Origin of the sequence: Hymenobacter citatus (assembly GCF_014333615.1) — a bacterium.
Lineage (GTDB): Bacteria > Bacteroidota > Bacteroidia > Cytophagales > Hymenobacteraceae > Hymenobacter > Hymenobacter citatus.
This window is the reverse complement of sequence record NZ_JACSCY010000008.1, coordinates 146,747-172,535: the sequence shown is the minus strand read 5'-3', so window position 1 is coordinate 172,535 and position 25,789 is coordinate 146,747. Positions and strand designations below refer to the sequence as shown.

Below are 25,789 nucleotides of genomic sequence, written 5' to 3'. Positions count from 1 at the left end.
TTGATTTCAACGACTTCGCTATATGCTTTTCTCGCTGTTTAATGCACCGCCTGTATCCTCACCCTCTGGCCCCTTCTCCTCGGGGAGAAGAGGAGCCGAACGATTTTCTACCGCCTGGCATGCGTATGCGCTGCTGTGGCTCCCCCTCTCCCCGAGGAGAGGGGGCCGGGGGGTGAGGTCCTTCCGCCTGCTCCTCCTGCTATGCGCCTGCCTCACAGCAGCCTGCAACTCTACCCCTCAGGAAACCAAAGAAGCTCACGCCGCGGCTGCGGCCACAGAAAAGCCTGTTGCGCCTAATCAACTGACTCTCAGCCCTACCCAAACGCAGGCTGCGGGCATCGAGATTGGCACCTTCGACCACCAAGAAATGACCACCGATGTGCCGGCCAATGGCCTCATCGACGTGCCGCCCCAGAATATGGCGTCTATTTCGGCAGTGATGGGCGGGTACGTGCAGAAGGTAAACGTGCTGCCGGGCGAGTTTATCAAGCGCGGCGGCACGGTGGCCGTGCTGCGCCACCCCGACTACCTGCAACTGCAACAGAACTACCTGCAAAGCCGTGCCCGCCTGCGCTTTTTGCAGCAGGAGCTGGACCGCCAGCAAATACTCGATGCCGAGGACGTAGGCGCCAAGCGCAAGCTTCAACAAGCCCAGGCCGACTACCAGACCGAGCAGGCTGCCCTGCGTGCGTTGGCCGCCCAGGTGCGGATGTTGGGCCTGTCGGTGGCGCGGTTGGATGGCGGCTACATTGCGCCTACCGTGCCGCTTACGGCCCCGGTGGGTGGGTTTGTGCGCGCCGTGAACATCAACCCTGGCCAGTACGTGGGGCCGCAGGACGTGCTGGTGGAAGTAGTAGACCGCTCCGATTTGCACCTAGAATTGAAGGTGTTTGAGAAGGACATTGCCCGCGTGAAGGTGGGCCAGCGCATCCTGTTCAACATCCCCAACAGCAGCTCGCCCGACAACATGACGGCCCGCATCTTTCTGGTAGGTAAGGCCTTCGACGACAACGACCGTACCGTGAGCGTGCACGCCCACCTGGAGCCCGAGCGCGACGACCTGCTGCCCGGCCAATACGTGTCGGCGCGCATCCAGACGGGCGGGCGCCGCCAGCGCACCCTACCCGAAGACGCCATTATTCAGGATGGGGAGGTGAGCTACGCCTTCGTGCGCACAGCCACCGACAGCGCGGGCAGCACTTTCCGGCGGGTGCAGCTGCGGGCGGGCCAGCCCCAGCACGGCGCCGTGGCCGTCACGCTGCTAGACCAGGTGCGCGACACCACCCAACTGGTGCGTCGCGGCGCCTACTTCCTGCAAGCCGAGCTGACCAAAGGCCAGGGCGACGAGTAGCCGTTGAACTGTCGTTATACATCGGTATGCAGCTGCTCAGCTGAAATTTTGCGCAGAGCTACGTCGAGCCGAAATTCAGTGTGTGCCAATGTATAATGACAATTCATCTTTCGCTTACCACGGACAAGTTGCGGGTGCGGGAAAATATTCCTCGCTGAAATATTTTCCGGTAGGGCCATCCGAATCAAGCAATGCGTACTTCACTATCCGCTGCCCGGCTTCTGCTACCGTGCTGGTTCCCTGGTGTCCCGTGAAATCAGTCTGGGTATAGCCTGGGCATACTGCGTTGATTTTGAAAGGTGTGTCGCGCAGCTCGTAAGCCAGGTTAAGGGTATACATATTCAAGGCCGTTTTCGAGGCCTGATACACCGGAAAACGGTAGGCAAAATTCTCGTTATCAAAGTCGGCGTACAGCGTCAGGGAGGCCATGGCGGAACTGACGTTGACAATGCGCGGCTGCGGCGCGGCCGACAGCAAATCGAGAAACGCCTGTGTGACCCCAGCCACGCCGAACACGTTGGTTTCGAATACGTCCCGAAACTGCGCCAGCGTGGCATGTTGGGCCGACTGCGACATGCCCCCAGAAATACCGGCGTTGTTGACCAGTACGTCCAGAACCGGCGTTTTTTCGCCAATGGTTGTCCGGGCCGCCCGGATGGAACCGGGACTGGTGACATCCAGCTGCACAGCTTCGAGGTGTGTGAGACCCAGGGCGTTGAGCTGCTGTACGGCCGCTGCTCCACTTGCCACGTTACGGCTGCCGAGATATACGAAGAACCCGTGTTGGGCGAGCAGCTTGGCTACTTCCAGGCCAATGCCTTTGTTTGCGCCCGTTACTAATGCTGACTTCATGATGAATTAGGTAAGGTGAAGTAAGATTGGTGAGAAAAAAACCAGCAACCCCCTGCGGCCAGACGGCTCACGCACGGGCATAGCCGTGCCGATCAGGCATTTGCCTGTTTAGAAGAAACATGAAAGAACTACAGAATTCAGTTGACCACTACCTGTCCGCGTAGCTGTGGGGAGTGCCACCACTGCCAGCTGGCGGTGCAGGGCAGAGCCCTGGCGGTAGCTTCATTGGCTACCTGACAAGAGCAGTTGGGGAGTAGCCAAACTGCTTTTTGAAAGCGTAAGAGAAGTGCGCCAGATTTTCAAATCCTACTTCCAGGTACAGCTCCACCGGTTTCTTTCTCTGCTCCGCCAGCTGATAATGCGCCAGCGTCAAGCGTTTCTGCGTGAGCCAGCGCTGGGGACTCAGCTGAAATGCCTTTTTGAAATCTCGCTTGAAAGTGGTGAGGCTGCGGCCGGTCAGATAGCTGAACCTGGCTAAGGGCATATTAAACATGTAGTTCGCCTCCATAAACTCCACCAGATTCAGCTTGCCCGGCTCGCCAAAATCGGCCAGTACTTCGTCGCTCTGCTTATCAAGGCCGCGCAGTATCTCCAGCACTTCTGTGATTTTCATGCCGAGCAGCTTGTCCGGCAAGCGGTGCTCCAGCTCCAGATAGGGCAGCAAAGAGGCGAAGAGGCTCTGCAAAAGAGGATTTTTTGGAAAAAGCAGCACGTTGGCGGCGGCCGGCCGGGTAGGCGCTGGGCTGTGCTGCTGATAGTATGCCTGCACCAGCGTTGTGGGCAGCTTCAGAACCACGGCGCGATACGCGGTACCATCTTTCGGATATTTGAGCAGAATGGCCGGCTGGTTGCGGGGCAACAGCACCGTATCGCCTGCGCCGCAGTGGAGCGTGCGCGCCGCCTGCACTACCTTCAATTCGCCGGCCAGTACACTGACCAACACATTCTCTTCGAAAGTTTTTTCTCCTCCGTAACGCTGGTCACCATAACAGACCGCCAACAGGTCGGCATGACGATTCATCTGCTTGTCGTTCATAAAGAAGCTGCGGTTGGATAGCGGTGAAATAACCTACCCTGATTGGAAGCGTCGCTTGATAAGGCAAAAGTAGGCCACTCAGAGCGGTAGCGCTTTGTTTAAAAGGCCAAAGTTACTTTGCTCAGCGGTCCACGCCGGCGGCCGACAACGCCCTGCGGTTATACTTTTGCTTTGGTTGTACCCTCCCGTGTCTTTCCGAATCAGCCGGGCAAGCCAACTTATCCTCTCACCCCCTGCCGCCCGCTGCGGCTTCAGCACGGGCCTGCTCAACGTAAATTCTCGCGTTGATTTTCCTTATCCTCGCAACCTCAATCCTTCCTGACAGTAACGGTAGACAACCTAACCGGAAGGCCTGTGCCCTCCGTTCCGTTCTACGAGCTTTCTCTACATGACGTCCGAACAACAACGCCTGGCCGAATCCGCCACGATTCCGTGGAAGAAATTTGGCCCCTACCTCACTGAGCGCCAATGGGGTACGGTGCGCGAAGACTACAGCCCCGACGGCAACGCCTGGGACTACATCACCCACGATATGGCCCGCAGCTACGCCTACCGCTGGGGCGAGGAGGGCCTCGGCGGCATCTCCGACGACCAGCAGCACCTGTGCTTTGGCGTGGGCCTGTGGAACGAAAACGACGAAATTCTGAAGGAGCGCCTGTTTGGCCTCACCAACGGTGAGGGCAACCACGGCGAGGACGTGAAGGAGCTGTACTACTACCTCGACAGCACCCCTACCCACTCCTACATGCGGATGCTCTACAAGTATCCGCAACGCACGTTTCCGTACCAGAAGCTGCTGCGCAAAAACAAGCGCCGCACCCGCAAGCAGCCTGAGTACGAGCTGCTCGACACGGGCATTTTTGACGACGGCCGCTATTTCGACGTGTTCATGGAATACGCTAAGGCCGGACCGGATGATCTGCTGATTCAGCTCACCATCCACAACCGCGGACCGCGCAAAGCGCGCTTGCACGTGCTGCCGCAGCTGTGGTTTCGCAACACCTGGGCCTGGGGCGAGGGCAACCCTACCCGCCCCCAGATGCGCACCCCCGCCCCCGGCATCGTGCAGGCCGACCACGAGGCGCTGGGCCGCTACCACTTCTACTGCGACCAGGCGCCCGACCTGCTGTTCTGCGACAACGACACCAACTACATCCGCCTGCAAGAGCCGCCCCGGCAGACGCGCTATTTCAAAGACGGCATCAACGACTACGTGGTGGAGGGCGACCCTAGCGCCGTTAATCCGGCTAGGGTAGGCACCAAGGCCGCCGCCCACTACCGCCTCAGCCTAGAGGCCGGGGCTTCCCAGACTATCCGCGTGCGTCTCAGCCAGCCTGCTCACGAGGCGCCGTTTGCGGAGTTCGACGCCGTGTTTGCCCAGCGCCAGCAAGAGGCCGACGAGTTTTACGACTGCGTGCAGGAAGGTGTAACCGACCCCGATGCGCGCAACATTCAGCGGCAGGCCTTTGCTGGGATGCTGTGGAGCAAGCAGTTCTATTATTACGACGTCACGAAGTGGCTCGACGGGGAGCCGAACGGGCCAAAGTCGTCTATCCGTCGCCGCAAGGGCCGCAACGCCAACTGGCGCCACCTCTACAACGCCGACATTATCTCCATGCCCGACAAGTGGGAGTACCCTTGGTACGCGGCCTGGGACTCGGCTTTCCACTGCATTCCGCTGGCCATGGTCGATGCAGAGTTTGCCAAGCAGCAGTTGCGCCTGTTTACCAAGGACTGGTACATGCATCCCAATGGACAGTTGCCGGCCTACGAGTGGAACCTCTCCGACGTGAACCCGCCGGTGCATGCCTGGGCCACCTGGCGCGTATATCAGATGGACAAAAAGCTGCGCGGCCACGGCGACCTGCAATTTCTGGAGGCCGTGTTTCATAAGCTCACGCTGAACTTCACGTGGTGGGTGAACCGCAAGGACAAAAGCGAGCGGAACATCTTCGAGGGCGGCTTTCTGGGGCTCGACAACATTGGGGTGTTCGACCGCTCTGCCCCCCTCCCCACCGGCGGCCACATCGAGCAGAGCGACGGCACCAGCTGGATGGCCATGTTTGCCCTCAACCTGATGCGCATGGCCCTGGAGCTGGCCGGCACCAACGCCGTGTACCAGGAAATTGCGGGCAAGTTCTTCGAGCACTTCCTCTACATTGCCGACGCCATGACCCGCGGCGGCGACGGCCGCTTCGACCTCTGGGACGACGACGACCAGTTCTACTACGACGTGCTGCGTACCCCCGACGACGAGCGTACCATCCTGAAGGTGCGCTCCATTGTGGGTCTGATTCCGCTGTTCGCCGTGGAGGTCATCGACCAGGAGCTGCTCGACACCGTGCCCGAGTTCACCACCCGCGCCATCTGGCTGCTCGAAAACCGGCCGCACTTGGCCAAGCTGGTGTCGCGGTGGCAGGAGCCGGGTAGGGGCGCGCGGCATAAGCTGTCGTTGCTGCGGCGCGAGCGGCTGGGCCACGTCTTGCGTCGTATGCTGGACGAAACCGAGTTTCTGGCGCCCCACGGCGTTCGGGCGCTATCACGCTACCACCTGGAGCACCCGTATGTGTTCAGCACCGAAGAAGACGATTTTGAGGTGAGCTACATTCCCGGCGAGGCCGAGTCCAGCATGTTTGGGGGCAACAGCAACTGGCGCGGCCCCATCTGGTTTCCCATTAACTTCTTGATTATCGAGTCGTTGCAGCGTTTCTACGCTTACTACGGCGACTCGTTTACCATTGAGTACCCCACCGGCTCGGGACAGGAGCACACATTGCGCGATGTGGCCCTGGCCCTCTCCGACCGCCTCACCAGCCTGCTCCGCAAAGACGCGCAGGGTAGGCGCCCCGCCTTCGGCAAAGATGAACTGTTGCAAACCGATCCGCACTTTAAAGACTACCTACTCTTCCACGAGTATTTCCACGGCGACGACGGCCACGGCCTAGGCACCACCCACCAAACCGGCTGGACCGGCCTGATAGCCAAGCTGCTGAGCATGCCCAGGGCAGGTACTACTTTTTAAGTAAGCCCCCCACTAGAGTCCCCGTTTCTTACCTAGAAACGGGGACTTTCTATTAGCGCTTGTCCTGGTACACGTTGTGTAGTAGACAGCAACCTATTTTGTTGTGCATACGCTTGTATCTATTCTGCACGAGTGGTGCTATATTCGATTTCTACAAATTATACCCTCCTATCCAATGGCGTCCCCTGATTTCCTACCTCCCGAGTACCCAGCGCCCCCTACCTTATCACCCGCCGAGCCGAGCGGTATACCCCAGAACAAGCCACCTCGCCGCCTATACCGGGCCGTGGGTGCTACTGCTACTAAGCTCGTTCCGCTGGTGACGCTGCTCCAAGCCATTCAGCCGCAAGTGGAGCAAGAATCGGTGTTTCATGCACGTCGCAAGAAAATTCAGGCACATATGGCCGTGGCTTTCACTGAGCTGAAAGCGGAACGCCCCCGCCGACGCGTGCTCACCAACTCCTTCCAGATCATTACCAACCTTGTGCGGGAAGAAGCTCACGACATCAGTAAAGACGAGGTAAAGCAAGCTACCAAAGAACTGGTGTTGGCTACCCTCAAGAATGCCCCTAAGCTGATCAGCATTGCCCATCAAGCCCGGCTGCTGTCATAACGTAAAGCGTACATATAGCTCTGCAACGCAAAAGCCCCGTTTCCAAGCTGGAAACGGGGCTTTTATGCAGAGGAGGAGGGATTCGAACCCCCGGAGGTTTAACCCTCAACGGTTTTCAAGACCGCCGCAATCGACCACTCTGCCACTCCTCTAAACTATGTGCTGCTATAAAAAAGACGCTTTCCGCAGCAATGAAAGGCCTTTGCAGAGAGGGGGGGATTCGAACCCCCGATACCCTTGCAGGTATAACGGATTTCGAATCCGTCGCATTCGACCACTCTGCCACCTCTCTAGGGTCCAAACGAGTGGGTTTGGGTCGACAAAAGTAGCAGGCCGAGGCAGGGTACGCAAACTCTACGAGCGTTTTTTTTAATCTTTTTTCTACGAAGTTGATTGTCTTTACTGTTCTTTCTTGAGGCTGAATAATTTAACCCGCCGCTACTACCTTACCTGACCGGCCGGGTATAGGCAGTCGATGGCGGGACGGGGTGGCTTCCTTGCCGTGTCGCAGGCGCCCGGTTACGGCATCAATGCTCACGTTCACTTCAAAGCCCAAAATCAACGTCATACACACGAAATCCAGCCACACCATGAGGCCGATGAGCGTGCCGATAGAGCCATAGAAATGGTTGTAGCTGTCGAAGATCTTGACGTAGAGGATAAACAAAAACGACACGATAAAGATCAGCACCGTGGCCACTACCGCCCCCGCCGATACGAAGGGCCACTTGTTGTGCACGGGCGGCACATAGTAGTAGATCAGGCAGGTTATCATCAGCGAAAGCCCCGTAACGGAACCATATTTCACAATGGTAATCAACTGACCTGTAAAGGCTTCGGATACTACCTCGTTGAACACCAGCCAGTCGATGATATAGGTACCGAAGAAAATACCCACAATAGCCACCAGCAGCAGCACCGACAGTACCACCGTCAGCAACGTGGCAATGACGCGCTTGCGCACGTAGGTACGCCGCTTAAACGACGGGTACTTTTTCTCGAACGCGTCGAGCAGGGCCATGATGCCGTTAGAGCTGAGCACCAACGCAGTAGCAAAGCCGAACGACAGCAAGCCACCGTGCTGAATCGTGATGATGTCGTTGATGGTGCTGGCCGTGGCGGCGTACATCTCCTTAGGCATCAGGTCGCCGATGAATTGCAGAATATCCACGTTCAGGTTAGGCACCGGGATGTACGGTATCAACGTGAACAGGAAGATGATGGTGGGGAAAATGGCAATGGTCAGGTTGAATGCCATGTAGCTGGCGCGCTTGGTGATGCTGTCCAGCTTCGACTCCTGAATCATGCGGTCCATCACATCGTACACCGACGCCCTACCTCCCGCGAAGCGCAGGCGCTTCAGCCACACCATCAGGCGGCGGTAGCTGCGGCGCTGACGGATGTCGGAGAGGTGGTATCGACGGACGGGTAGACGCATGCGGTGAGATGGTGAAATGGTGAGTAGTGAGTTTGCGGCGGTTCAAACCGTCATGCTGAGCGCAGCGGAGCGGAGTCGAAGCATCTCGCGTGCTTCCGGTAATTTTCTAACGATTAGGATTACCGTTGCACGCGAGATGCTTCGACTTCGCTCCGCTGCGCTCAGCATGACGGTCTATAATTGCTTCATTGTCCATAACTCTATACGAGCCGAACAGATTCCGCCTCCGCCCAGCCCCTACCCTCCTTCTACTCCTTTTTCAGGAAAGCGGCTGGGGCGGGCGCTTCCGAGGCGGGCGTTTTGGGTGGCGTGAGCGGGCCGGCCGTCTCTTCCTCAGTGAAGTAGGGCAGCAATTTTTGCTGAATAGCCGCCGGAATGGGTACCGGCCGGCCGGTGCTCATATTCACGAATACCATAAGCGTGTGGCCTTCGGTGAGCAGCTCCTGCGCCTCGTTGTAGATTTCGTACTCAAACAAAATGCGCGTGCCCTCGGCGGGCTGGCGCAGTAGCATGCGCACGGTCAGGAGGTCGTCGTAGCGGGCGGGGCGACGGAAGCGGGTACGCAGCTCGCCCACGGGCATCCCTACCCCCTCGGCTTCCATGGTCTTGTAGCTAATGCCCAACTGCCGGAACGCCTCAGTGCGCGCTACCTCAAAATACGCCGCGTAGTTGCCGTGGTAAACGTAGCCCATCTGGTCCGTCTCGGCGTAGCGCACGCGAATGTGGGTATCGGATTGGTACATGGGTTGAATGGCTAAATGGTTAAAACAGAACGTCATGCTGAGCTTGTCGAAGCATCTCGCGTGCTGACGTTGGATTTCTATCTCACATCAGCATGCGAGATGCTTCGACGAGCTCAGCATGACGGGCTAATTTTATTTTATAATTCCACTCCTCGTCAACGCGGCCTGGTAGCGGCGAGCGTTTACTAAGTGCGCGGCCTCGTTAGTAGCAAATGCGTGGTAACCGCTGAAGTCTTCCTTGGCGCAGAAATAGAGGTAGTTATGGTCCTCAGGGTTCAGCACGGCGTCGATGCTGGCAATGCTGGGCAGATTGATGGGGCCGGGGGGTAGGCCGTTGTACTTGTACGTGTTGTAGGGCGAATCCTTTTGCAAATGCACGTTCAGTACGCGCTTGATGCCGAAGTCGCCGTTGGCGTACACCACGGTGGGGTCGGCTTGCAGCTTCATGCCGCGCTGGAGGCGGTTGAGGTAGACGCCGGCCACGCGAGGGCGCTCGTCGGGGTGCTGCTGCTGCTCGGCCTCCACAATGCTGGCCAGCGTGCTCACCTGGGCGCGCGTGAGGCCCAGCTTCTGGCGCTTGGCGTCGCGAGCGGGCGTCCAGAACTTCTCATATTCCTTCTTCATGCGCTGCATGAGGTTGTCGGCCGAGGAGTTCCAGTACAGCTCGTAGGTGTTCGGGATAAACATGGTGAGAATGGTCGTGGTATCGAAGCCCAGGCTTTTGGTATAGCTAGGGCTGCTCAGCAACGAATCGAACTGCCCCGGCCGGCTGTCGATGGTGTGGCTGAGCTTGCGCGCCAGATCCTCGCGCAGCCGGATATTCTGAAACGTGAGCTTGAGGGGCGACTGCCGCCCAGCGCGTAGGTCCGACACTAGCTGGCGGTTGGTGTAGCCATCTTTCAGCTCATAGCGGCCGGGTTTCACCAGTTCAGGATACTTCATCAACTTGGCTACGAATGCAAACGAGAGCTTGTCTACAATAGCGCCAGTGGCATAAATGCTGTCCAGCACAGCCTTATATGGTTCGCCGCGGCGGATGAGCACGTAGGTAGGCCGGCCGTTGGTGTCCACGTTGGCGGTATAAAAAACCTGGTAGAAATAGTAGGAGAAGCTCACGAACAGCACGCCTGCCAGCGCCACCACGGTGCCAATACGTTTGCGACGCTTCAGGGCCTTATCGCGGCGCTCTATGATGTTGGGGGTAGGTTGAGAAGGGGTAGCCATACGGCAGGTAGCGAGTTGAGGAAGAAGATACTGGCCGACAATCCTACGCTACGGCCACCCAAAAGGCCCTACCGGGATTATCCGAAGGCCAAAAGTACGAGTTCTATCGCGCTAACTTCCGGCGGTGGGTAGCAAGCCCGCAAAACTTTCAGGCCGGCTACCGTGTATTAAGAGGATACATTTCGGCCCGCTGCGGCCGATATAACAGGCAGATAAGGCTATTTTTTCGCTTTATCTGCTATCTTTTCCCTACCCCATCGCTTGGTGGTAGCATCAGTTTCCACTCAATCCTTCTGCTTTCCTATGGCTGCTACGTTGCTTCGCATTCACCCTGATAATCCGCCCCAAAACCGTCTGCTGCAAGCCGTAGAAGTGCTGCGCAAGGGTGGAGTCATTATTTATCCTACGGATACCATTTATGGTTTGGGCTGCGACATTCACAACGCAAAAGCCGTAGAAAAACTCTGCCGCATCAAAGGCATTCATCCCGATAAAGCGAACCTGTCGTTCATCTGTGCCGATTTGTCGCACATCACCGACTATGCCCATGGCATCACCACACCTATGTATAAGGTGCTGAAGAAAGCCCTACCCGGCCCGTTCACCTTTATTTTTGAGGCCAGCCCGCAGGCTCCGCGCTACGGTGGCGTGAAGCGCAAAACCGTGGGTATCCGCGTGCCCGACAACCAGATTTGCACCAGCCTGGTGCGCGAGTTGGGCAATCCCATCGTGTCCACTTCCATCCGCGACGACGACGAGTTGCTGGAATACACCACCGACCCCGACCTGCTGTTCGAGAAATATCGCTCGTTGGTAGACCTCGTGATTGACGGTGGCTTCGGCAACAACGTCGCTAGTACCGTCGTCGACTGCACAAACGAGGACTTCGATATCATCCGCCAGGGCGCGGGAGATATTGAACAGTACTTGTAGAATAGTGAAGTGGTGAGTTTGTGAAGTTGTGAATGAAAATGTGGCTGTCATCCTGAGCTTGCGAAGGACCTCCTCACGTTAGCACAAGTCGTTGATAAGCTTGTCGTTCACACGTGAGAAGGTCCTTCGCAAGCTCAGGATGACAGACGCTTTTTATTCACAACTTCACAAACTCACCACTTCACTATCTCACCGCTTGTGCTTCCAGCGGCGATGCGACCAGAGGTACTGTGCGGGCGCGGCCTGAATATCGCGCTCCAATAGGCGCGCAAACGCCTCGGCAATGGGATAGGCACCTTTCTCGATGGGTGCGTAGCCATCGTAGAGCAGCGTGATGGTGATATCATAGTAGCCGCGCCGCACGCGCTGAATGCTGACATAGAATACTGGCGCTTGCAACTGCGGAGCTAGGCGGTCGGCGCTGGTGTAGAAGCTGGTATCTTGGTGTAGGAAGGTGGTCCAGTAGGGACTGTCGCGGGGGCCGGCGGCCTGGTCGGTGAGCAGGCTGAGGGAGCGGCCCTCGCCGCGGGTAGTCAGTAGGTAGCGCAGGGTGTTGCGCATGGGCACCAGCACCGCGCCACTGCGGGTGCGCAACTCATACATGAAGCTCTCAAAAAACGGACTACTGAGTGGCTTATACACCCCATCGGCTCTACCCGGAAACCGCACCGCCGCGCCCGACAAAATCCACTCCCAGTTGCCTGCGTGCGAGCCTAACGTGAGGACAGTGCGCCCAGCCTCAAACAGCGGCTCAATCAACTCCGGATTGGTGAAGCGCACCCGCTTACCCAGTTCTGCCGCCGAAATAGTGCGCAGCTTCAGAATTTCTACTATCACCTGAGCAAAGTGCCGATAGAAAGCCCGGCCAGTAGCGGCTACCTCCGCCTCCGTTTTCTCGGGAAACGAGTTACGAATATTCTCCGTGATAACGCGCCAGCGGTAGCGCACTCCATAAGCCAGCAGCAGATAGATGCCATCGGCCAGGAAATACAGCACCGACAGCGGCAGCCGGGACAGCCCAACCAGTAACCAGTTAATAGGGCGCAGGTACCAGGGGTAGGGTTTGGCGAGGGTAGAAGGAGACATGTGTTAATTGGTGGCGCCAGCGGGCGCGTAATCTTCCATATAGCGCGTTAGCACGGTGCTTTGCGTGGTAAGCAGCTGGTTTTTCGCGTTGCGAATTTCGATTGTAAAGATGTATTGGCCACTGGGAAGCGGCCCTAATGGCAATTCGCCCACAATAGTGGTAGGCTTGCCCTGAGCTGCCTGGTCGAGCGTGGTTTCGGCTTCAGCGGCGCCACCTTCATCGGAGGCGATGCGGTAGCGCACATTAAGGGGCTGCCCGGCGGGCGCTTGGTATAGTTCGGCGTAGAAAAAAATCTGCGCCGTGCCGCGCCCGTAATATCCGCCCGGTGCCCGCGACAACCGCAACCCGCCCCGCGCAAAATTATCCTGCGCGCTTGATTTCGCTGCTGGTCGCGCTAGCAGCACAATGTCACTTAGAAAAGCTTCTTTGTCCTTTGTTTGCAGCGTAAGCAAACGGTCCACCGTAGTTTCACTTCCGGCTTTGTATTGGTCGCGCAGGCGGGCGCGCACCGTGTACTGGCCATCGGGTAGGGCCACGCGTTTCTGGAAGCTGACCGGGTTTTTGATGGCCGCGGTGGTGTCGCTGAGCACGGGCGGCTTCAGCGTCACGGTTTCCTGGTAGGCCGGCTGGCCGTCGGCTTTCAGGATTTCTAGCGTGAGCACGGCCGCCGCTTGAAACGTTTTGGGTGCCCGGCGCAGGTAGGTGAGGCCAGTGCCAGGCACGGTGGCGTACAGCTCCACCACAGAACCTTTCACTACCCTATCCTCATTGCGAAAGTGAGCTACATCGAGTAGCAGTTGGGGCGCAGCGGCCTGCACAGTGGCCGCCAAAAGGGCAAAAAAGAAGCTGAGGAGAAGTCGCATCGTGTCAGTTTGGCGGGTAAAGGTAGCGGGTTCGGGACTGGTTGAATTGTTGAACAAGAAAACCGAGAGGCTTTGTGCCTAAGATTTAGTACGTCATTTCGAACGCAGTGAGAAATCTTGCGTGCTGACGATAGATAGTATCTCACATCAGCACGCGAGATTTCTCACTGCGTTCGAAATGACGTGCCAGACTAACAACTAACTCCTTCCCCGTGGTCCTTTTCGAGTCGCAGTACAATCCGCCCATTGCATTCTTCACTGAGCTGCTCGGGCAGGATACCTTGCTACTGGAAGCCCACGACCACTACCGCAAGCAAACCTACCGCAACCGCTGCCTGATCCTGACGGCCCAAGGTGTGAAGCCGCTGACCGTGCCCGTGGTAGACGGCAACCGGAGTGAGAAAATCGCCACTTCCGCCATTGAAATCGACTATCGGCAGAACTGGGTACACCAGCACTGGCGCACCCTGCAAACCGCCTACGGTGGCACCCCGTATTTTGAGTATTACGCTGATTATCTGCACGACATTTACTATCAGCGCCCTACCCTGCTGTTCGACCTGAATACCCAACTGCTGCGCTTCTACCTGCGCTGCCTGCGCCTGCGCCCTCACGTAGAATTCACCCATTCGTATCTTCCTTCCTACCCCTCATCAGAAAGCTCACCATCTCACCATCTCACCATCTCACCACTAGTTGACCGCCGCGACTGGCTGACGCCCAAGACCGCTGTGGCAGATGAACCTGACAGGACGTCGGGCCGTGTTTACCCCCAGACCTTTGGCGTGCAATTTGTACCCAATCTAAGTATCCTGGACCTGTTGTTTATGCAAGGTCCGTCCGCCGGAGCCTTTCTTACGTAAGGCCAATTACGGCTAGTAGAACCTTCGCCCGACCTTATCTGTTTTCAGGTACAATCGGCCTAATCCGTGCCCTGATCTTACTCCTGGGCTTGCGGGGTTCCGTTTTTCTTTATTACTTATCTGCATGGAAGCTAAATTCTCAAACCGAGTCAAGGAGGTAATTTCTTTGAGCCGGGAAGAAGCCATCCGGCTCGGTCACGACTATATCGGTACCGAACATTTATTGCTGGGCATGATTCGCGAAGGGGAAGGCACCGCCATTGGGCTGCTCAAGAAATTGGGCGTCTCGGTGGAGGAGCTAAAGTATGCCCTGGAACAAGCTACCCGTAATACGGCTACGCAGGGCACGAGCATCACCGGCTCTATCCCGCTGACGAAACAGACTGAAAAAGTCCTTAAAATCACCTATCTGGAGGCGAAAATCTTCAAAAGTGAGATTATCGGCACCGAGCACTTGCTCCTGTCGATCTTGCGCGATGAGGACAATATCTCTTCCCAGATTCTCAGCAAATTCAACGTGAACTACGAATCTGTACGTGACTCGCTGGACTATCACGGTGCCGCGAGCAACAACCCCACCAACGGCCCCGAGGCCGACGACGACGACAACGACCGTCTGTTTGGCGGTGGCCAGGGCCGTGGTGGCTCCGGGGCTACCCCCAAGAAAGGCAACGAGAAGTCGCGTACGCCCGTGCTCGACAACTTCGGCCGCGACCTGACCAAGCTGGCCGAGGAAGACAAGCTCGACCCGATTGTAGGCCGCGAGAAGGAGATTGAGCGCGTAGCGCAAATCCTGTCGCGCCGCAAGAAGAACAACCCGATCCTGATTGGTGAGCCCGGCGTTGGTAAAACGGCCATTGCTGAGGGCTTGGCCCTGCGCATCATCCAGAAAAAAGTGTCGCGCGTGCTGTTCAACAAGCGCGTGGTGACGCTGGATCTGGCTTCGCTGGTAGCCGGTACCAAATACCGCGGTCAGTTTGAGGAGCGTATGAAGGCCGTGATGAACGAGCTGGAAAAGTCGCCCGACGTAATTCTGTTCATCGACGAGTTGCACACGATTGTAGGTGCCGGTGGGGCTTCGGGCTCGCTGGATGCCAGCAACATGTTCAAGCCAGCTTTGGCCCGTGGCGAGATTCAATGCATTGGTGCCACTACCCTCGACGAGTACCGTCAGTACATCGAGAAGGATGGTGCTTTGGCTCGTCGTTTCCAGATGGTGATGGTGGACCCCACCACGCCTGAGGAGACCATTGAAATACTGCACAACATCAAAGATAAGTATCAGGACCACCACCACGTGGTGTACACCGATAAGGCCATTGAGCAGTGCGTGAAGCTGTCGGACCGCTACATGTCGGACCGTTTCCTACCCGACAAGGCCATTGATATCCTGGACGAAGCCGGTGCCCGCGTGCACATCAACAACATTGTGGTGCCCGAGGATATTCTCAAGCTCGAAGAGCAGATTGAGAACATCAAAGGCGAGAAAAACCGCGTGGTGAAGTCGCAGAAATACGAGGAAGCCGCCAAGCTTCGCGACACGGAAAAGAAGCTGATTGACCAACTCGAACAGGCCAAAAAGGACTGGGAAGAGGAGACCAAGAAGAAGCGCTACACCGTGAAGGAGGAGAACGTGGCCGAGGTTATCGCCATGATGACTGGCATCCCCGTATCCCGCGTGGCTCAGAACGAAAGCGCCAAGCTGCTGAACATGGGTGAAGAGCTGAAGGGTAAGGTAATTGGCCAGGATAAGGCTATTGCCCAGCTCGTGAAAGCCATCCAGCGTACCCGCGTAGGCCTAAAAGATCCGAAGAAGCCCATCGGCTCGTTCGTGTTCCTCGGCCCGACCGGGGTAGGTAAGACCGAACTGGCGAAGGTGCTGGCCAACTACCTCTTCGATAAAGAAGAGTCGCTGGTGCGCATCGACATGTCGGAATACATGGAGAAATTCAGCGTATCGCGCCTGGTGGGCGCGCCTCCCGGCTACGTGGGCTACGAAGAAGGCGGCCAGCTGACGGAGAAAATCCGTCGCAAGCCGTACTCGGTAGTGCTGCTTGACGAGATTGAGAAGGCACACCCCGACGTGTACAACCTGCTCCTGCAAGTGCTGGACGACGGTATCTTGACCGACGGCCTGGGCCGTAAGGTAGACTTCCGGAACACCATCATTATCATGACCTCGAACATTGGGGCGCGTGATCTGGCAGACTTCGGGGTAGGCATCGGCTTTGGCACGAAAGCCCGCCAGGAAAACCTGGACGAGATTACGAAAGGCACCATCACCAATGCTCTGCGTAAGACGTTCTCGCCGGAGTTCCTCAACCGTTTGGACGACGTGATTGTCTTCAACTCGCTCGAGAAAAAAGACATCCACCAGATCATCGACATTTCGCTGTCGAAGCTGCTGTCGCGCATTCAGACGCTGGGCTACCGAGTAGAGCTAACCGAAGCCGCCAAGGACTTCGTGGCCGACAAAGGCTACGATCCGAAGTTCGGTGCGCGTCCGCTGAACCGAGCCATCCAGAAGTACATCGAAGACCCGATTGCGGAAGAAATCCTGAAGGCGCAAATCGCCCACGGCGACATTATCACCGCTGATTACAAAGAAGGCGCCGATGAGTTGACCTTCTCCATCAGCAAGAGCGACGAAGCTCCAGATCTGCCAAGCGACGAACGCCCGGAGGAAACCCCGGCCCCGGACGACGCTTCGGATAAGAAGAAGGATAAGTAAGTTGTTGCTTAGATAAATAAAACGGCCGGCTCCTGTGAAGGGGCTGGCCATTTTTGTTGTTTATTAACCTTCAATATTTAGGCACCATAATATCAAATATTGATAATTATTATATACAAACCTCACAATATTCAGCTGAATTATATCACTTATCCATTCTTATATTTAAGAAAAAAACATCATTAATATAATTCATCAAATTATTTATCTTGCTTTTCCCCAGGGGAAATAAAAACTATTGTCATTAGTTTCAATCCAACAATAATCAGGACACTTTTTATTTGCTTTTGCTACTTTAGTAACAGCTATAGTTGCTGTTTTAATATATTCTTTTTTATAACCTTTGTCTATTAAAAGTTGCTTTAAAAGCAGAATAAAATCTCCTGACATAGCAAAATCATCGACAATCAAAATTTTTTTATCTGTCAACCTTAACATAGCTTCAGGAATAAGAATCTCCCATTTATTAGTCTCAATTCTTTCATAGTTACTTACAAATGAAGAATTAAAAGTTGAGGCTTTCCAAAAAGAGAGTCCGACAAATGTCGGAATATTTATATTATTAAACTCTGTTTCTAAAAGAGAAACAAAAGAAGCAGCTCTTAAACCAGGGGTAAATATCAAATCAGGAATAAAATTATCTTGCTTTATTTTATCTCCTAAGTCATTCGCACATGCTTGAACATCAGACCAATCAAGCTTTTTCTTTTGCATTTCTAAAATAGATGCTATTCTTCCATAATAAATAGTAACCCCAAGACTTATTATGGTTACTAATCCACAGATAATATTAAATATATCCATACACCATGAATTATTTATACTGTGATTATATCAGTGCAAATTTAAACTTTACGGAAACATAATTGTATAAATCACCAACTATGATTCTATTAGCTCAAGATAATAACTTTTGACTGACAGTGCAATAGCGTTAGTAATTAAACTAGTAGTTTCACTATGTTGAAGAAACACTAGAGCTATGACAACCCGCCACAAACGACGCTATACCGAAGAGGAGTACTTAGCGATGGAGGAAGCCTCCGAATTCAAGCACGAATTTGTGGATGGGCAGATCTATCCTTGGGGGCACCCGGATATGATAGGCATGTATGATGTGCAGGCAATGTCGGGCACTTCGTTGCCGCATAATACGGTGACCAGCAACGTCACTTTCCTTTTAGGGAATGGTTTACGTGGTAGAGGCTGTCGAGTATTCGGTAGTGATATGCGCGTGTATATCCCACTAACTGGCACTTATTTATATCCAGATAGTCTGGTGGTATGCGGGAAACCAGAGATTCGGCAGGAAGGCAAAATGGACTTGCTGACCAATCATATCCTTATCGTTGAGGTGCTGTCCGATTCGACGGCAGACTACGACCGGAGCGGCAAGTTCATGCGCTACCGCAGCATCGAATCGGTGCAGGACTATCTGCTGATTGACTCGCGCAGCCTGCGGGCCGAGCTGTATTCCCGGACTGCCACCGGGCAGTGGACGTTGACGGAGTTTCTGCGAATGAGCGACGTTATTGCGCTGCCTGGTTTGGATACAACACTGACTATGCAGGAGTTGTATGAGGATGTTGTGCTTTGATAGAGCCAGACCTACCCGCTATCCTGAGTAGAGCGCAAAATAATTTTTTACAACTAAATAGTACTTGCACTAACCCTTTGTTTCCATGTAGCAAGGCGTCTCATAAGCTCAAAGCACTTGACAGTTAGTTACTTTTGGATAAGCTTCTAGCCGCACCAAATTCTGGTGCGGCTTTTTTTGTTTCCTGCCTTACCTTTGAAGTTCACCCCCACCCCACCCCGCATGGCTGATCCGCACGCAAACGCTCATCTCAACAAACTGGAAGTTTTAGCCGCCAAAAACGCCGAAGCGCTCCTCGGCGGTGGTCAGGCCCGCATCGACGCCCAACACAAAAAAGGCAAGCTCACGGCCCGCGAACGGCTGGATTTGCTGCTGGATGAGGGCTCGTTTGAGGAAATCGGGAAGTTTGTGATGCACCGCGCCAAGGACTTTGGGCTGGACAAGGAGTACTACCTCGGCGACGGCGTGGTGACGGGCTACGGCACCGTGCACGGCCGGCTGGTGTACGTGTTTTCGCAGGATTTCACGGTGTTTGGTGGCTCCCTGAGCGAAACGCACGCCGAGAAAATTGTGAAGATTATGGACCTGGCCATGAAGAACGGCGCGCCCATTATCGGGCTAAACGACTCGGGTGGGGCGCGCATTCAGGAGGGCGTGGTGAGCCTGGGCGGCTACGCCGACATCTTCTACAAGAATACGCTGGCCTCGGGGGTAGTGCCCCAGCTGTCGGCGGTGATGGGGCCATGCGCGGGCGGGGCGGTGTACTCGCCGGCCATCACGGACTTCATTCTGATGGTGGAGGACACGAGCTACATGTTTGTGACTGGCCCCAACGTGGTGAAAACCGTGACCCACGAAACCGTGACCAGTGAGGAGCTGGGCGGTGCCAGCACGCATTCCACCAAGAGCGGCGTGACACACTTCACGGCCCCCAACGAAGTGGCCTGCATCCAGCAGCTCAAGCAGCTGCTGAGCTACATGCCGCAGAACTGCGAGGAAACCGCTCCCGCCCTACCCTACACGCCGGCCGACGAGCAGCGCCCTACCCTTGACACGCTCATCCCCGACAACCCCAATCAGCCCTACGATATTCGGGAGGTGGTAGAGGGCATTGTGGATGCCGATTCTTTCCTGGAAGTGCACCAGCACTTTGCCGAGAATATTGTGGTAGGCTTTGCCCGACTGGCTGGCCGCAGCATTGGCATTGTGGGCAACCAGCCAGCCGTGTTGGCCGGCGTACTCGACATCAACGCCAGCACCAAAGCCGCCCGCTTCGTGCGGTTCTGCGACGCGTTCAACATTCCGCTGCTGGTGCTGGAAGACGTGCCCGGCTTCCTACCCGGCACCGACCAGGAGTGGCGCGGCATCATCACCAACGGCGCCAAGCTGCTGTATGCGTTCTGCGAAGCCACCGTACCCCGCGTGACAGTGATTACGCGCAAGGCCTATGGCGGTGCCTACGACGTGATGAACAGCAAGCACATCGGCGCCGACCTGAACTTTGCCTGGCCTACCGCCGAAATTGCGGTGATGGGTGCCAAGGGCGCGGCCGAAATCATCTTCAAGCGCGAAATTGCAGAGGCTGCCGATCCTGAAGCCAAGCTTCAGGAGAAAGTAGACGACTACCAGCAGAAATTTGCCACGCCCTACCGCGCTGCGCACCGGGGCTTTGTGGACGAGGTAATTCTACCCTCACAGACGCGGCAAAAGCTGATTCGAGCGTTTAAAATGCTCGAAAACAAAGTGGATCAGTTACCACGTAAGAAGCACGGCAACATTCCACTTTAAGTTCTTTTTCACAGTGTTACTAGGGGTAGCAGGAGTTGCACAGAACTTCCCACCCCGAGCTCTGTGCTATTTCCATTTACACAATCTGTGCGCACAGTATATCACTTTACTTTATGCGTCCCGAATCTTTCGAATTTCTTCAGAAATACCTCAATAATGCCTCTCCTACCGGCTTCGAGAAGGAAGGCCAGAAACTGTGGCTCGACTACGTGCGGCCCTACGTGGACGACTACCTGATAGACACCTACGGCACGGTGGTGGGCATCATCAACCCCGAGGCTAAGTACAAAGTAGTCATCGAGGCCCACGCCGACGAAATCAGCTACTTCGTCAACTTCATTACGGAATCGGGCTTTTTATACCTGCGCAAAAATGGCGGCTCCGATCCGCTGGTAGCGCCCAGTAAACGCGTGAACATCCACACGGCTAAGGGCATTGTGAAAGCGGTGTTCGGCTGGCCGGCCATTCACGTGCGCAAGGTAGAGCAGGACAAGGCCCCTACCATGGAAACCGTTTACTTGGACTGCGGCGCGTCGAGCAAGGAGGAAGTGGAAGCCATGGGCATTCACGTGGGCTCGGTCGTCACGTTCGAGGACGAGTTTATGGTGATGAACGACAAGTACTATGTGGGCCGGGCGCTCGACAACCGCGTGGGCGGCTTCATGATTGCCGAAGTAGCTCGTCGTCTGAAGGAAGAGGGCAAAACCCTACCCTTTGGCCTGTACATCGTGAACTCGGTGCAGGAGGAAATTGGCCTGCGTGGGGCCGAGATGATTGCCCACCGCCTGCAACCCGATGTGGCTATCATCACCGATGTAACCCACGACACGCAGTCGCCGATGTACGAGAAAAAGACCTCTGGCGACCTGTTCTGCGGCCGTGGGCCAGTGGTTACATACGGTCCGGCCGTGCAAAACAACCTGCGCGACCTGATCATAGAGACGGCCCAGAAAGCTGAAATACCGTTTCAGCGGGCCGCTGCTACCCGCGCCACCGGCACCGACACCGATGCCTTTGCTTACGCTGGCATGGGCGTAGCCGCGGCGCTTATTTCCCTACCCCTCAAGTATATGCACACCACGGTAGAAACGGTGCATAAAGACGACGTGGAAAATGTCATCAAGCTGATTTACGAAACCGTGCTGCGGATTGAGGACGGCCACGATTTCCGGTATTTTGTCTAAACCACGGATTCGCTCGGATTTTGCGGATTGAACGGATTTTGTAGACGATTCTTTTTTGACGGCTGCCCCGTGTGGGGCAGCCGTTTTTGCTTTGCTTATACGATATGAGTAATCCGTTTTATCAACTAGTATATCACACAGCTACGCAATCCGGTAAATCCGTCGAATCCGAAAAATCCGCGGTCAGGATAGTCTCGCTGGTGCCTTCACAAACGGAGCTGTTGTTTGATTTGGGTTTGGGCGAACGGGTAGTGGGCGTCACAAAGTTTTGCATTCACCCCGCCGAAGCACGGCAGCGGGCCGTGGTGGTTGGGGGTACCAAGAGTTTCGACTTCGAGAAGATTGCGGCGTTGCAGCCTGATCTGATTCTGGGTAACAAAGAAGAAAACTATCGGGAAGGCATCGAGCAACTAGCGACTTCCTACCCCGTCTGGATCAGTGATATAGCTACGCTACCCGATGCGCTGGTCATGATTCGGCAGGTAGGCCAGCTTACGGGCACCGCCGACCGCGCCAATGCGCTGGCGGCCGAGATTGCGCAGTCGTTTGCCTCGCTGGCCGCCGTGCGGCCTCTGCTACCCACGGCGTATTTCATCTGGCGCAAGCCCTACATGGTGGCCGCCACCGATACGTTTATCAACGATTTGCTGGGTAGGGCGGGCTTTGCCAACGTGTTTGCCAACCAAACACGCTACCCTGAAATTACGCCTGCGCAGTTGGCCGCCACCCAGCCGCAGCAAATTTTGCTTTCCTCCGAGCCCTACCCCTTCCGGGAGAAGCACTTGGAGGAGTTTCGCGCCCTTTGCCCAACGGCTACCGTGCGGCTCGTTGATGGGGAGCTATTCAGCTGGTACGGCAGCCGCTTGCGACACTCGGCGGCGTATCTGCGGCAACTGCGTGATAGTTGTTAGTTGTCAGGCACAGGACACGTAAGAACGTCATTTCTCACTGCGTTCGAAACGACGTTCTCATGAGCGTTTACTTCTTAGAAAAGCCCTGTAGCTTCGTGCTTTACTACGTTTAAAGCCTGGGTGGTAGGGTCTACCTCGTTGGCAATAACGGTTTCGAGCACGCGCTTCGCCAGCTCCGTGCCGCGGGCTTGCTGGGGCTGGGGCAAACCGTGGTACGCCTGATTAATCATCGTCAGTACGTTTTCCTTGGCCTGCTTCACCTGCTGCCACGCCTCGGGACTCATATAGAGCTGCTGGGAAAGATTGTGCTCGTACTCGGCGCGGATTTCCTGCAGTAGCAGGCGGTGGTAGTCGGGCGCCGACTGGCCTGCACTGCTTAGGCGCACTAGCAGGTTGCTGGGCGTGATACGCTCCAGGAACAGGATGATTCGCTCGTAGGCTTGCAGACGCACGGGCAATACTTCTTTACTGCTTTGCAGGCGTAGTTCAATCAGGCGGCGCTGCTGTTCTTTCTCGAAGTATTGCTGCACCAGATAGAAAATAGAACCTGCCACCAGCAAAGCAGGTAGAATTATCTTTAGCAGGTCAAAAATGTAAGCGGTAGTATCCATATAAGGGGTAGGCACCGGCTGGCACCCATGCGTGAGAAGGAAAGGAAGGTAAGAGAACAGCGCGTCCGTAACGGGCCGCAAAGATATACGGTGAACCGTAGGGGATAGTAACGTGTTATACTATAACTTGATGAACTACGCGCGAATAGTACTCTGCGCGTCGGTTTGTATCTTTGCCTTCTCCATTATCTACCTCTGTCTTATGGCTACTGCTGTTTCGACCAAGCTTGCTCCCATCAGCCTCACTCCTCGCGCTCTGGAGGAGGTTCGTACCATTCTCCGCGACAAAAATGTACCGACCGAGTACGGTCTGCGCGTGGGCGTGCAGGGCGGTGGCTGTTCGGGCCTGAGCTACCTGCTAGGCTTCGATAAAGCCAAAGACGCCGACGAAACCTTCGACCTGGATGGCGTATTACTCATTATGGATAAAAAGCACGCCATGTACGTGATGGGCATGGAAGTCGACTTTCAGGATGGCTTGAATGCCCGCGGCTTTGTGTTCAACAACCCTCAGGCCAAGAGCACCTGCGGCTGCGGCTCGTCGTTCTCGGCGTAGCCTATTGCTTTGTATTCTTCGCGGCCCCTCGTCACGTGCAGTGGCGAGGGGCTTTTGCGTGTTGTGGGCTAGGCTGGCAGCTTTTCCAAGAGCGGCGTATTTAGCAGCTGCAAGGCTTCAGCCTGCCGCGTGCGTACCCGTTGCAGCTCGTGCGCGTCGGTGAGGTTTTTTTCGGCGGTTTGCAGGGTTCGCTCGCACTGCCGACGTATTATCTGCCGGCGCTTGAAGGAGGACGTCCGCCGCGCAATGGTTTCAAACGCGGTGAGCGTGCGCAGGTGCACGGCCACGTTGTCGGCACCGCTGGTACGAATCTGGTCGAAGGCGGTGGATACGTATTTGTCGAAATCCGGGCTGTTGGCAATGACGCGTACCCGGTCGCCAGCCGTACGCAGTGGGGAGCCCAACTGGCGGTTGGCCAGGTAGCTGATTAGTCCCCCCAGGTGGTCGATGCACATGATAGCCGTAGTGGTATCGTTGATGCCTGGCGACAGTGCTTTCAACGCAATGTCCACAATCTGGCGAATACCGAAGCCAGCATCCTGATCCAACGTGCGCTGGTGGCCAATGCTGAACTGATTGTTTAGGTGCTCAATAGTCTCTTCCGTCTCAGTCAGCAGCTTTTCGTCGTCCTGGTACAGGGCTACCGACACCAGCGGGTCGCCCATAGCCACAAAGCTGCCGATGGTATGCTCCATGCGAATGACACCATCCTTATCCTTCGCAAATTCCAGGATAGACTCGTTGTCGATGCCCTGCACGTAGCCGGTAGTGCGCGCCGGAATAGGGAGCCAGCGCAATCCGTCTGTAGTAGCCAGATCGGCCTTTTCTTCCGCATCAGCGGCTTCCCCCAACGCAGTCGGAAATAGCTTCTGCATCGACTTATACGTTTCTTCCGAAGCCCCGGCAATAATGTTGGCCGCCTGCACGGAGGAGGCAATATGATGGATAAAAAAAATCAGCATGCCAATGCTGACCAAGGCCAGCAGCAGTCCAAATGCCACCGCCAGCGACGGAATAAATTTGCCCTCGTCGCCCCCGCGAATCGTGCGCAGCACCATCAGGCAATACACAAAGATGCCTACGAAAAAGCCCATCACCACCTGATTAGCCCGGTCGCGCATGAAGTTGCGCAGCAGCCGCGGTGTATACTGGCTCGATACCTGCGCCAGGGTAGAGAGCGTGAGCGAGAAAATAAGGCCCGCCACCGTAATCATAGAGCTGGCAATGGCCGAGAGCATCCCACGGGCACCGTCGGCGCCCGCACCAAATAGCAGTGGGTACTCCGATACCCAATCGTGGCTGATGCCATCGTCAATCATCACTAGCCCATAGGCCAGTAGCATGGCTACCACCACCATGATGGTAGGCACAAACCACAGACTCGAATTGATATCAGACCACCACTGTTTTAGCTTATTCATGCAGCTTATAACTGCATTTTTCGCCGTTGAGTTGTGGGTGGGTGTTGGCTACACAAGTCCTACCCTTGTCTGCTCAATACGTCTTGGTCATGTCGGCGGGCACCACTACGATGTAGTCAGCTTTTTGCTGATTGTCCTTGTCCAGTTTTTGCAGCTGTTCCTGCGATATGGTGGAGATGGTCAGGATCTTTAGCTGCGGCTCTGCTTGCTTTAAGTACCACACAATGCCGTCGTGGTTGTCGGAGTGGTAGCTGCCATTGAAGTGCAACATAGTCTGGCCCGGCTGCCGGCTCTGGCGGATGAAATAAGCCATCGTAGCATCCTTCAGCGCCTGCGCCTGAATGATGTTTTGCACGCCCGCGGCATGGGCCGCATCGCCCCCAAACATGGCTTGCATATTCTTGTAACCCGGCAGCTCAAAATCGACGGTGATGGGTAGGGGTGCCAGCCAGGCCTTTTCCGCGTCGGGTAGGGCATTGAGGACCGACAGGCTACCCTTGGCTACCTGCGAGGCGTAGCGGCGGGGTACATTGGTGCCTACCACGCGCAGCTTTTGCTGGCGGGCCAGTTGCAGCAGGGGTTTGTAGTCGGTGGCGTAATTGGGCCAGGGGCGGCTGTCAGCTTCGAAGGCCTGATCGGTTAGCTCGCCGGTGTTGTACTGCTCTACTTGAGGCTGCACGTCGCGCTCAAACATCTCCAACCCAAGCACCAACTGGCCTTGCTTGCGCTGGGCCAGGTCTCGGGCTACTTGTAGCTCCAGCCAGTGCGCAATGGGGTCGTTGTGCTGCTCGCCGAACAGCACCACATCGGCCTGGGCCAGTTGGGCCAGCATTTTGTTGTAGTCGGCGGGCTTGCCGGCGGCCGTGAACAGGCGGTAGGCAGGTTTGTCCTGGGCGTGTACAGCCGGTGCAACAAGTAGCAGTAAGAAGAGTAAGACGCGCATAACTCAAAGATACGCCCTCCTC

The 25,789-nt window shown here is 55.8% G+C and carries 22 protein-coding genes and 2 tRNA genes; 11 read left to right on the top strand and 13 right to left on the bottom strand.

Annotated features, from left to right (window positions below; genetic code table 11):
* Positions 1-172: 172 nt before the first annotated feature.
* Positions 173-1,351, top strand: a complete 1,179-nt coding sequence (locus H8B15_RS12235) for an efflux RND transporter periplasmic adaptor subunit (RefSeq protein ID WP_187319974.1) — start codon at positions 173-175, stop codon at positions 1,349-1,351.
* A gap of 114 nt (positions 1,352-1,465) precedes the next feature.
* Here H8B15_RS12235 and H8B15_RS12230 read toward each other — a convergent pair whose 3' ends face one another.
* Positions 1,466-2,203 (bottom strand): SDR family oxidoreductase, encoded by a 738-nt coding sequence (locus H8B15_RS12230; RefSeq protein ID WP_187319973.1) that lies wholly within the window; start codon positions 2,201-2,203, stop codon positions 1,466-1,468.
* Between the two features lie 229 nt (positions 2,204-2,432).
* Entirely contained in the window at positions 2,433-3,239 is an 807-nt protein-coding gene (locus H8B15_RS12225; RefSeq protein WP_187319972.1) for a helix-turn-helix domain-containing protein, read from the bottom strand.
* Between the two features lie 388 nt (positions 3,240-3,627).
* On the opposite strand from H8B15_RS12225, the gene H8B15_RS12220 reads away from it, so the two are divergent.
* Together H8B15_RS12220 and H8B15_RS12215 are read left to right on the top strand one after the other, a co-directional pair.
* Positions 3,628-6,261, top strand: a complete 2,634-nt coding sequence (locus H8B15_RS12220) for an MGH1-like glycoside hydrolase domain-containing protein (protein ID WP_187319971.1) — start codon at positions 3,628-3,630, stop codon at positions 6,259-6,261.
* A gap of 175 nt (positions 6,262-6,436) precedes the next feature.
* Positions 6,437-6,874 (top strand): hypothetical protein, encoded by a 438-nt coding sequence (locus H8B15_RS12215; RefSeq protein WP_187319970.1) that lies wholly within the window; start codon positions 6,437-6,439, stop codon positions 6,872-6,874.
* Between the two features lie 67 nt (positions 6,875-6,941).
* Here H8B15_RS12215 and H8B15_RS12210 read toward each other — a convergent pair.
* The 5 genes from H8B15_RS12210 to mltG form a co-directional block, all read right to left on the bottom strand.
* A tRNA-Ser gene (locus tag H8B15_RS12210) sits at positions 6,942-7,026 on the bottom strand.
* A 53-nt stretch (positions 7,027-7,079) separates the two neighbouring features.
* Positions 7,080-7,166: transfer RNA gene (locus tag H8B15_RS12205), tRNA-Ser, on the bottom strand.
* Positions 7,167-7,301: 135 nt separating this feature from the next.
* Positions 7,302-8,312 carry a YihY/virulence factor BrkB family protein gene (locus H8B15_RS12200; protein WP_187319969.1) on the bottom strand — a complete coding sequence of 337 codons (1,011 nt, stop codon included), beginning with the start codon at positions 8,310-8,312 and terminating at the stop codon, positions 7,302-7,304.
* Between the two features lie 248 nt (positions 8,313-8,560).
* On the bottom strand, positions 8,561-9,055 hold the full coding sequence (locus H8B15_RS12195; protein WP_187319968.1) for an acyl-CoA thioesterase: 495 nt from the start codon (positions 9,053-9,055) through the stop codon (positions 8,561-8,563).
* A gap of 132 nt (positions 9,056-9,187) precedes the next feature.
* Positions 9,188-10,279 carry an endolytic transglycosylase MltG gene (gene mltG, locus H8B15_RS12190; RefSeq protein WP_187319967.1) on the bottom strand — a complete coding sequence of 364 codons (1,092 nt, stop codon included), beginning with the start codon at positions 10,277-10,279 and terminating at the stop codon, positions 9,188-9,190.
* A 303-nt stretch (positions 10,280-10,582) separates the two neighbouring features.
* Between mltG and H8B15_RS12185 the strand changes: the two genes are divergently transcribed.
* Positions 10,583-11,212 (top strand): L-threonylcarbamoyladenylate synthase, encoded by a 630-nt coding sequence (locus tag H8B15_RS12185; RefSeq protein ID WP_187319966.1) that lies wholly within the window; start codon positions 10,583-10,585, stop codon positions 11,210-11,212.
* Positions 11,213-11,401: 189 nt separating this feature from the next.
* Here the strand turns inward: H8B15_RS12185 and H8B15_RS12180 are convergent, their stop codons facing one another.
* Positions 11,402-12,298 carry a lysophospholipid acyltransferase family protein gene (locus H8B15_RS12180; RefSeq protein ID WP_246455424.1) on the bottom strand — a complete coding sequence of 299 codons (897 nt, stop codon included), beginning with the start codon at positions 12,296-12,298 and terminating at the stop codon, positions 11,402-11,404.
* A gap of 3 nt (positions 12,299-12,301) precedes the next feature.
* On the bottom strand, positions 12,302-13,162 hold the full coding sequence (locus H8B15_RS12175) for a hypothetical protein (protein ID WP_187319965.1): 861 nt from the start codon (positions 13,160-13,162) through the stop codon (positions 12,302-12,304).
* Between the two features lie 212 nt (positions 13,163-13,374).
* On the opposite strand from H8B15_RS12175, the gene H8B15_RS12170 reads away from it, so the two are divergent.
* Together H8B15_RS12170 and H8B15_RS12165 are read left to right on the top strand one after the other, a co-directional pair.
* On the top strand, positions 13,375-14,025 hold the full coding sequence (locus H8B15_RS12170; RefSeq protein ID WP_187319964.1) for a WbqC family protein: 651 nt from the start codon (positions 13,375-13,377) through the stop codon (positions 14,023-14,025).
* A gap of 124 nt (positions 14,026-14,149) precedes the next feature.
* A complete protein-coding gene (locus H8B15_RS12165; protein ID WP_187319963.1) occupies positions 14,150-16,756 on the top strand; it encodes an ATP-dependent Clp protease ATP-binding subunit in 2,607 nt (868 codons plus the stop codon).
* Positions 16,757-16,960: 204 nt separating this feature from the next.
* Here the strand turns inward: H8B15_RS12165 and H8B15_RS12160 are convergent, their stop codons facing one another.
* Positions 16,961-17,560, bottom strand: a complete 600-nt coding sequence (locus H8B15_RS12160; RefSeq protein WP_187319962.1) for a hypothetical protein — start codon at positions 17,558-17,560, stop codon at positions 16,961-16,963.
* A gap of 178 nt (positions 17,561-17,738) precedes the next feature.
* Between H8B15_RS12160 and H8B15_RS12155 the strand changes: the two genes are divergently transcribed.
* The 4 genes from H8B15_RS12155 (at position 17,739) to H8B15_RS12140 (ending at position 22,236) form a co-directional block, all read left to right on the top strand.
* Positions 17,739-18,353 (top strand): Uma2 family endonuclease, encoded by a 615-nt coding sequence (locus H8B15_RS12155; protein WP_187319961.1) that lies wholly within the window; start codon positions 17,739-17,741, stop codon positions 18,351-18,353.
* 222 nt (positions 18,354-18,575) lie between these two features.
* Positions 18,576-20,141, top strand: a complete 1,566-nt coding sequence (locus H8B15_RS12150) for an acyl-CoA carboxylase subunit beta (RefSeq protein WP_187319960.1) — start codon at positions 18,576-18,578, stop codon at positions 20,139-20,141.
* A gap of 113 nt (positions 20,142-20,254) precedes the next feature.
* The gene (locus tag H8B15_RS12145) at positions 20,255-21,325 is read left to right on the top strand and encodes a M42 family metallopeptidase (protein WP_187319959.1); all 1,071 of its coding nucleotides are present in this window, start codon (positions 20,255-20,257) and stop codon (positions 21,323-21,325) included.
* Positions 21,326-21,429: 104 nt separating this feature from the next.
* Positions 21,430-22,236: a helical backbone metal receptor gene (locus H8B15_RS12140; protein WP_187319958.1), complete on the top strand. Its 807-nt coding sequence runs from the start codon at positions 21,430-21,432 to the stop codon at positions 22,234-22,236.
* A 74-nt stretch (positions 22,237-22,310) separates the two neighbouring features.
* Here H8B15_RS12140 and H8B15_RS12135 read toward each other — a convergent pair whose 3' ends face one another.
* Entirely contained in the window at positions 22,311-22,847 is a 537-nt protein-coding gene (locus tag H8B15_RS12135; RefSeq protein ID WP_187319957.1) for a DUF7935 family protein, read from the bottom strand.
* Between the two features lie 202 nt (positions 22,848-23,049).
* Here H8B15_RS12135 and H8B15_RS12130 point away from each other — a divergent pair, with 202 nt between their 5' ends.
* Positions 23,050-23,403 carry a HesB/IscA family protein gene (locus tag H8B15_RS12130; RefSeq protein ID WP_187319956.1) on the top strand — a complete coding sequence of 118 codons (354 nt, stop codon included), beginning with the start codon at positions 23,050-23,052 and terminating at the stop codon, positions 23,401-23,403.
* Positions 23,404-23,471: 68 nt separating this feature from the next.
* Here the strand turns inward: H8B15_RS12130 and H8B15_RS12125 are convergent, their stop codons facing one another.
* Together H8B15_RS12125 and H8B15_RS12120 are read right to left on the bottom strand one after the other, a co-directional pair.
* A complete protein-coding gene (locus H8B15_RS12125; RefSeq protein WP_187319955.1) occupies positions 23,472-24,824 on the bottom strand; it encodes a DUF2254 domain-containing protein in 1,353 nt (450 codons plus the stop codon).
* A 73-nt stretch (positions 24,825-24,897) separates the two neighbouring features.
* The gene (locus H8B15_RS12120) at positions 24,898-25,767 is read right to left on the bottom strand and encodes a ChaN family lipoprotein (protein ID WP_187319954.1); all 870 of its coding nucleotides are present in this window, start codon (positions 25,765-25,767) and stop codon (positions 24,898-24,900) included.
* Positions 25,768-25,789: the final 22 nt, after the last annotated feature.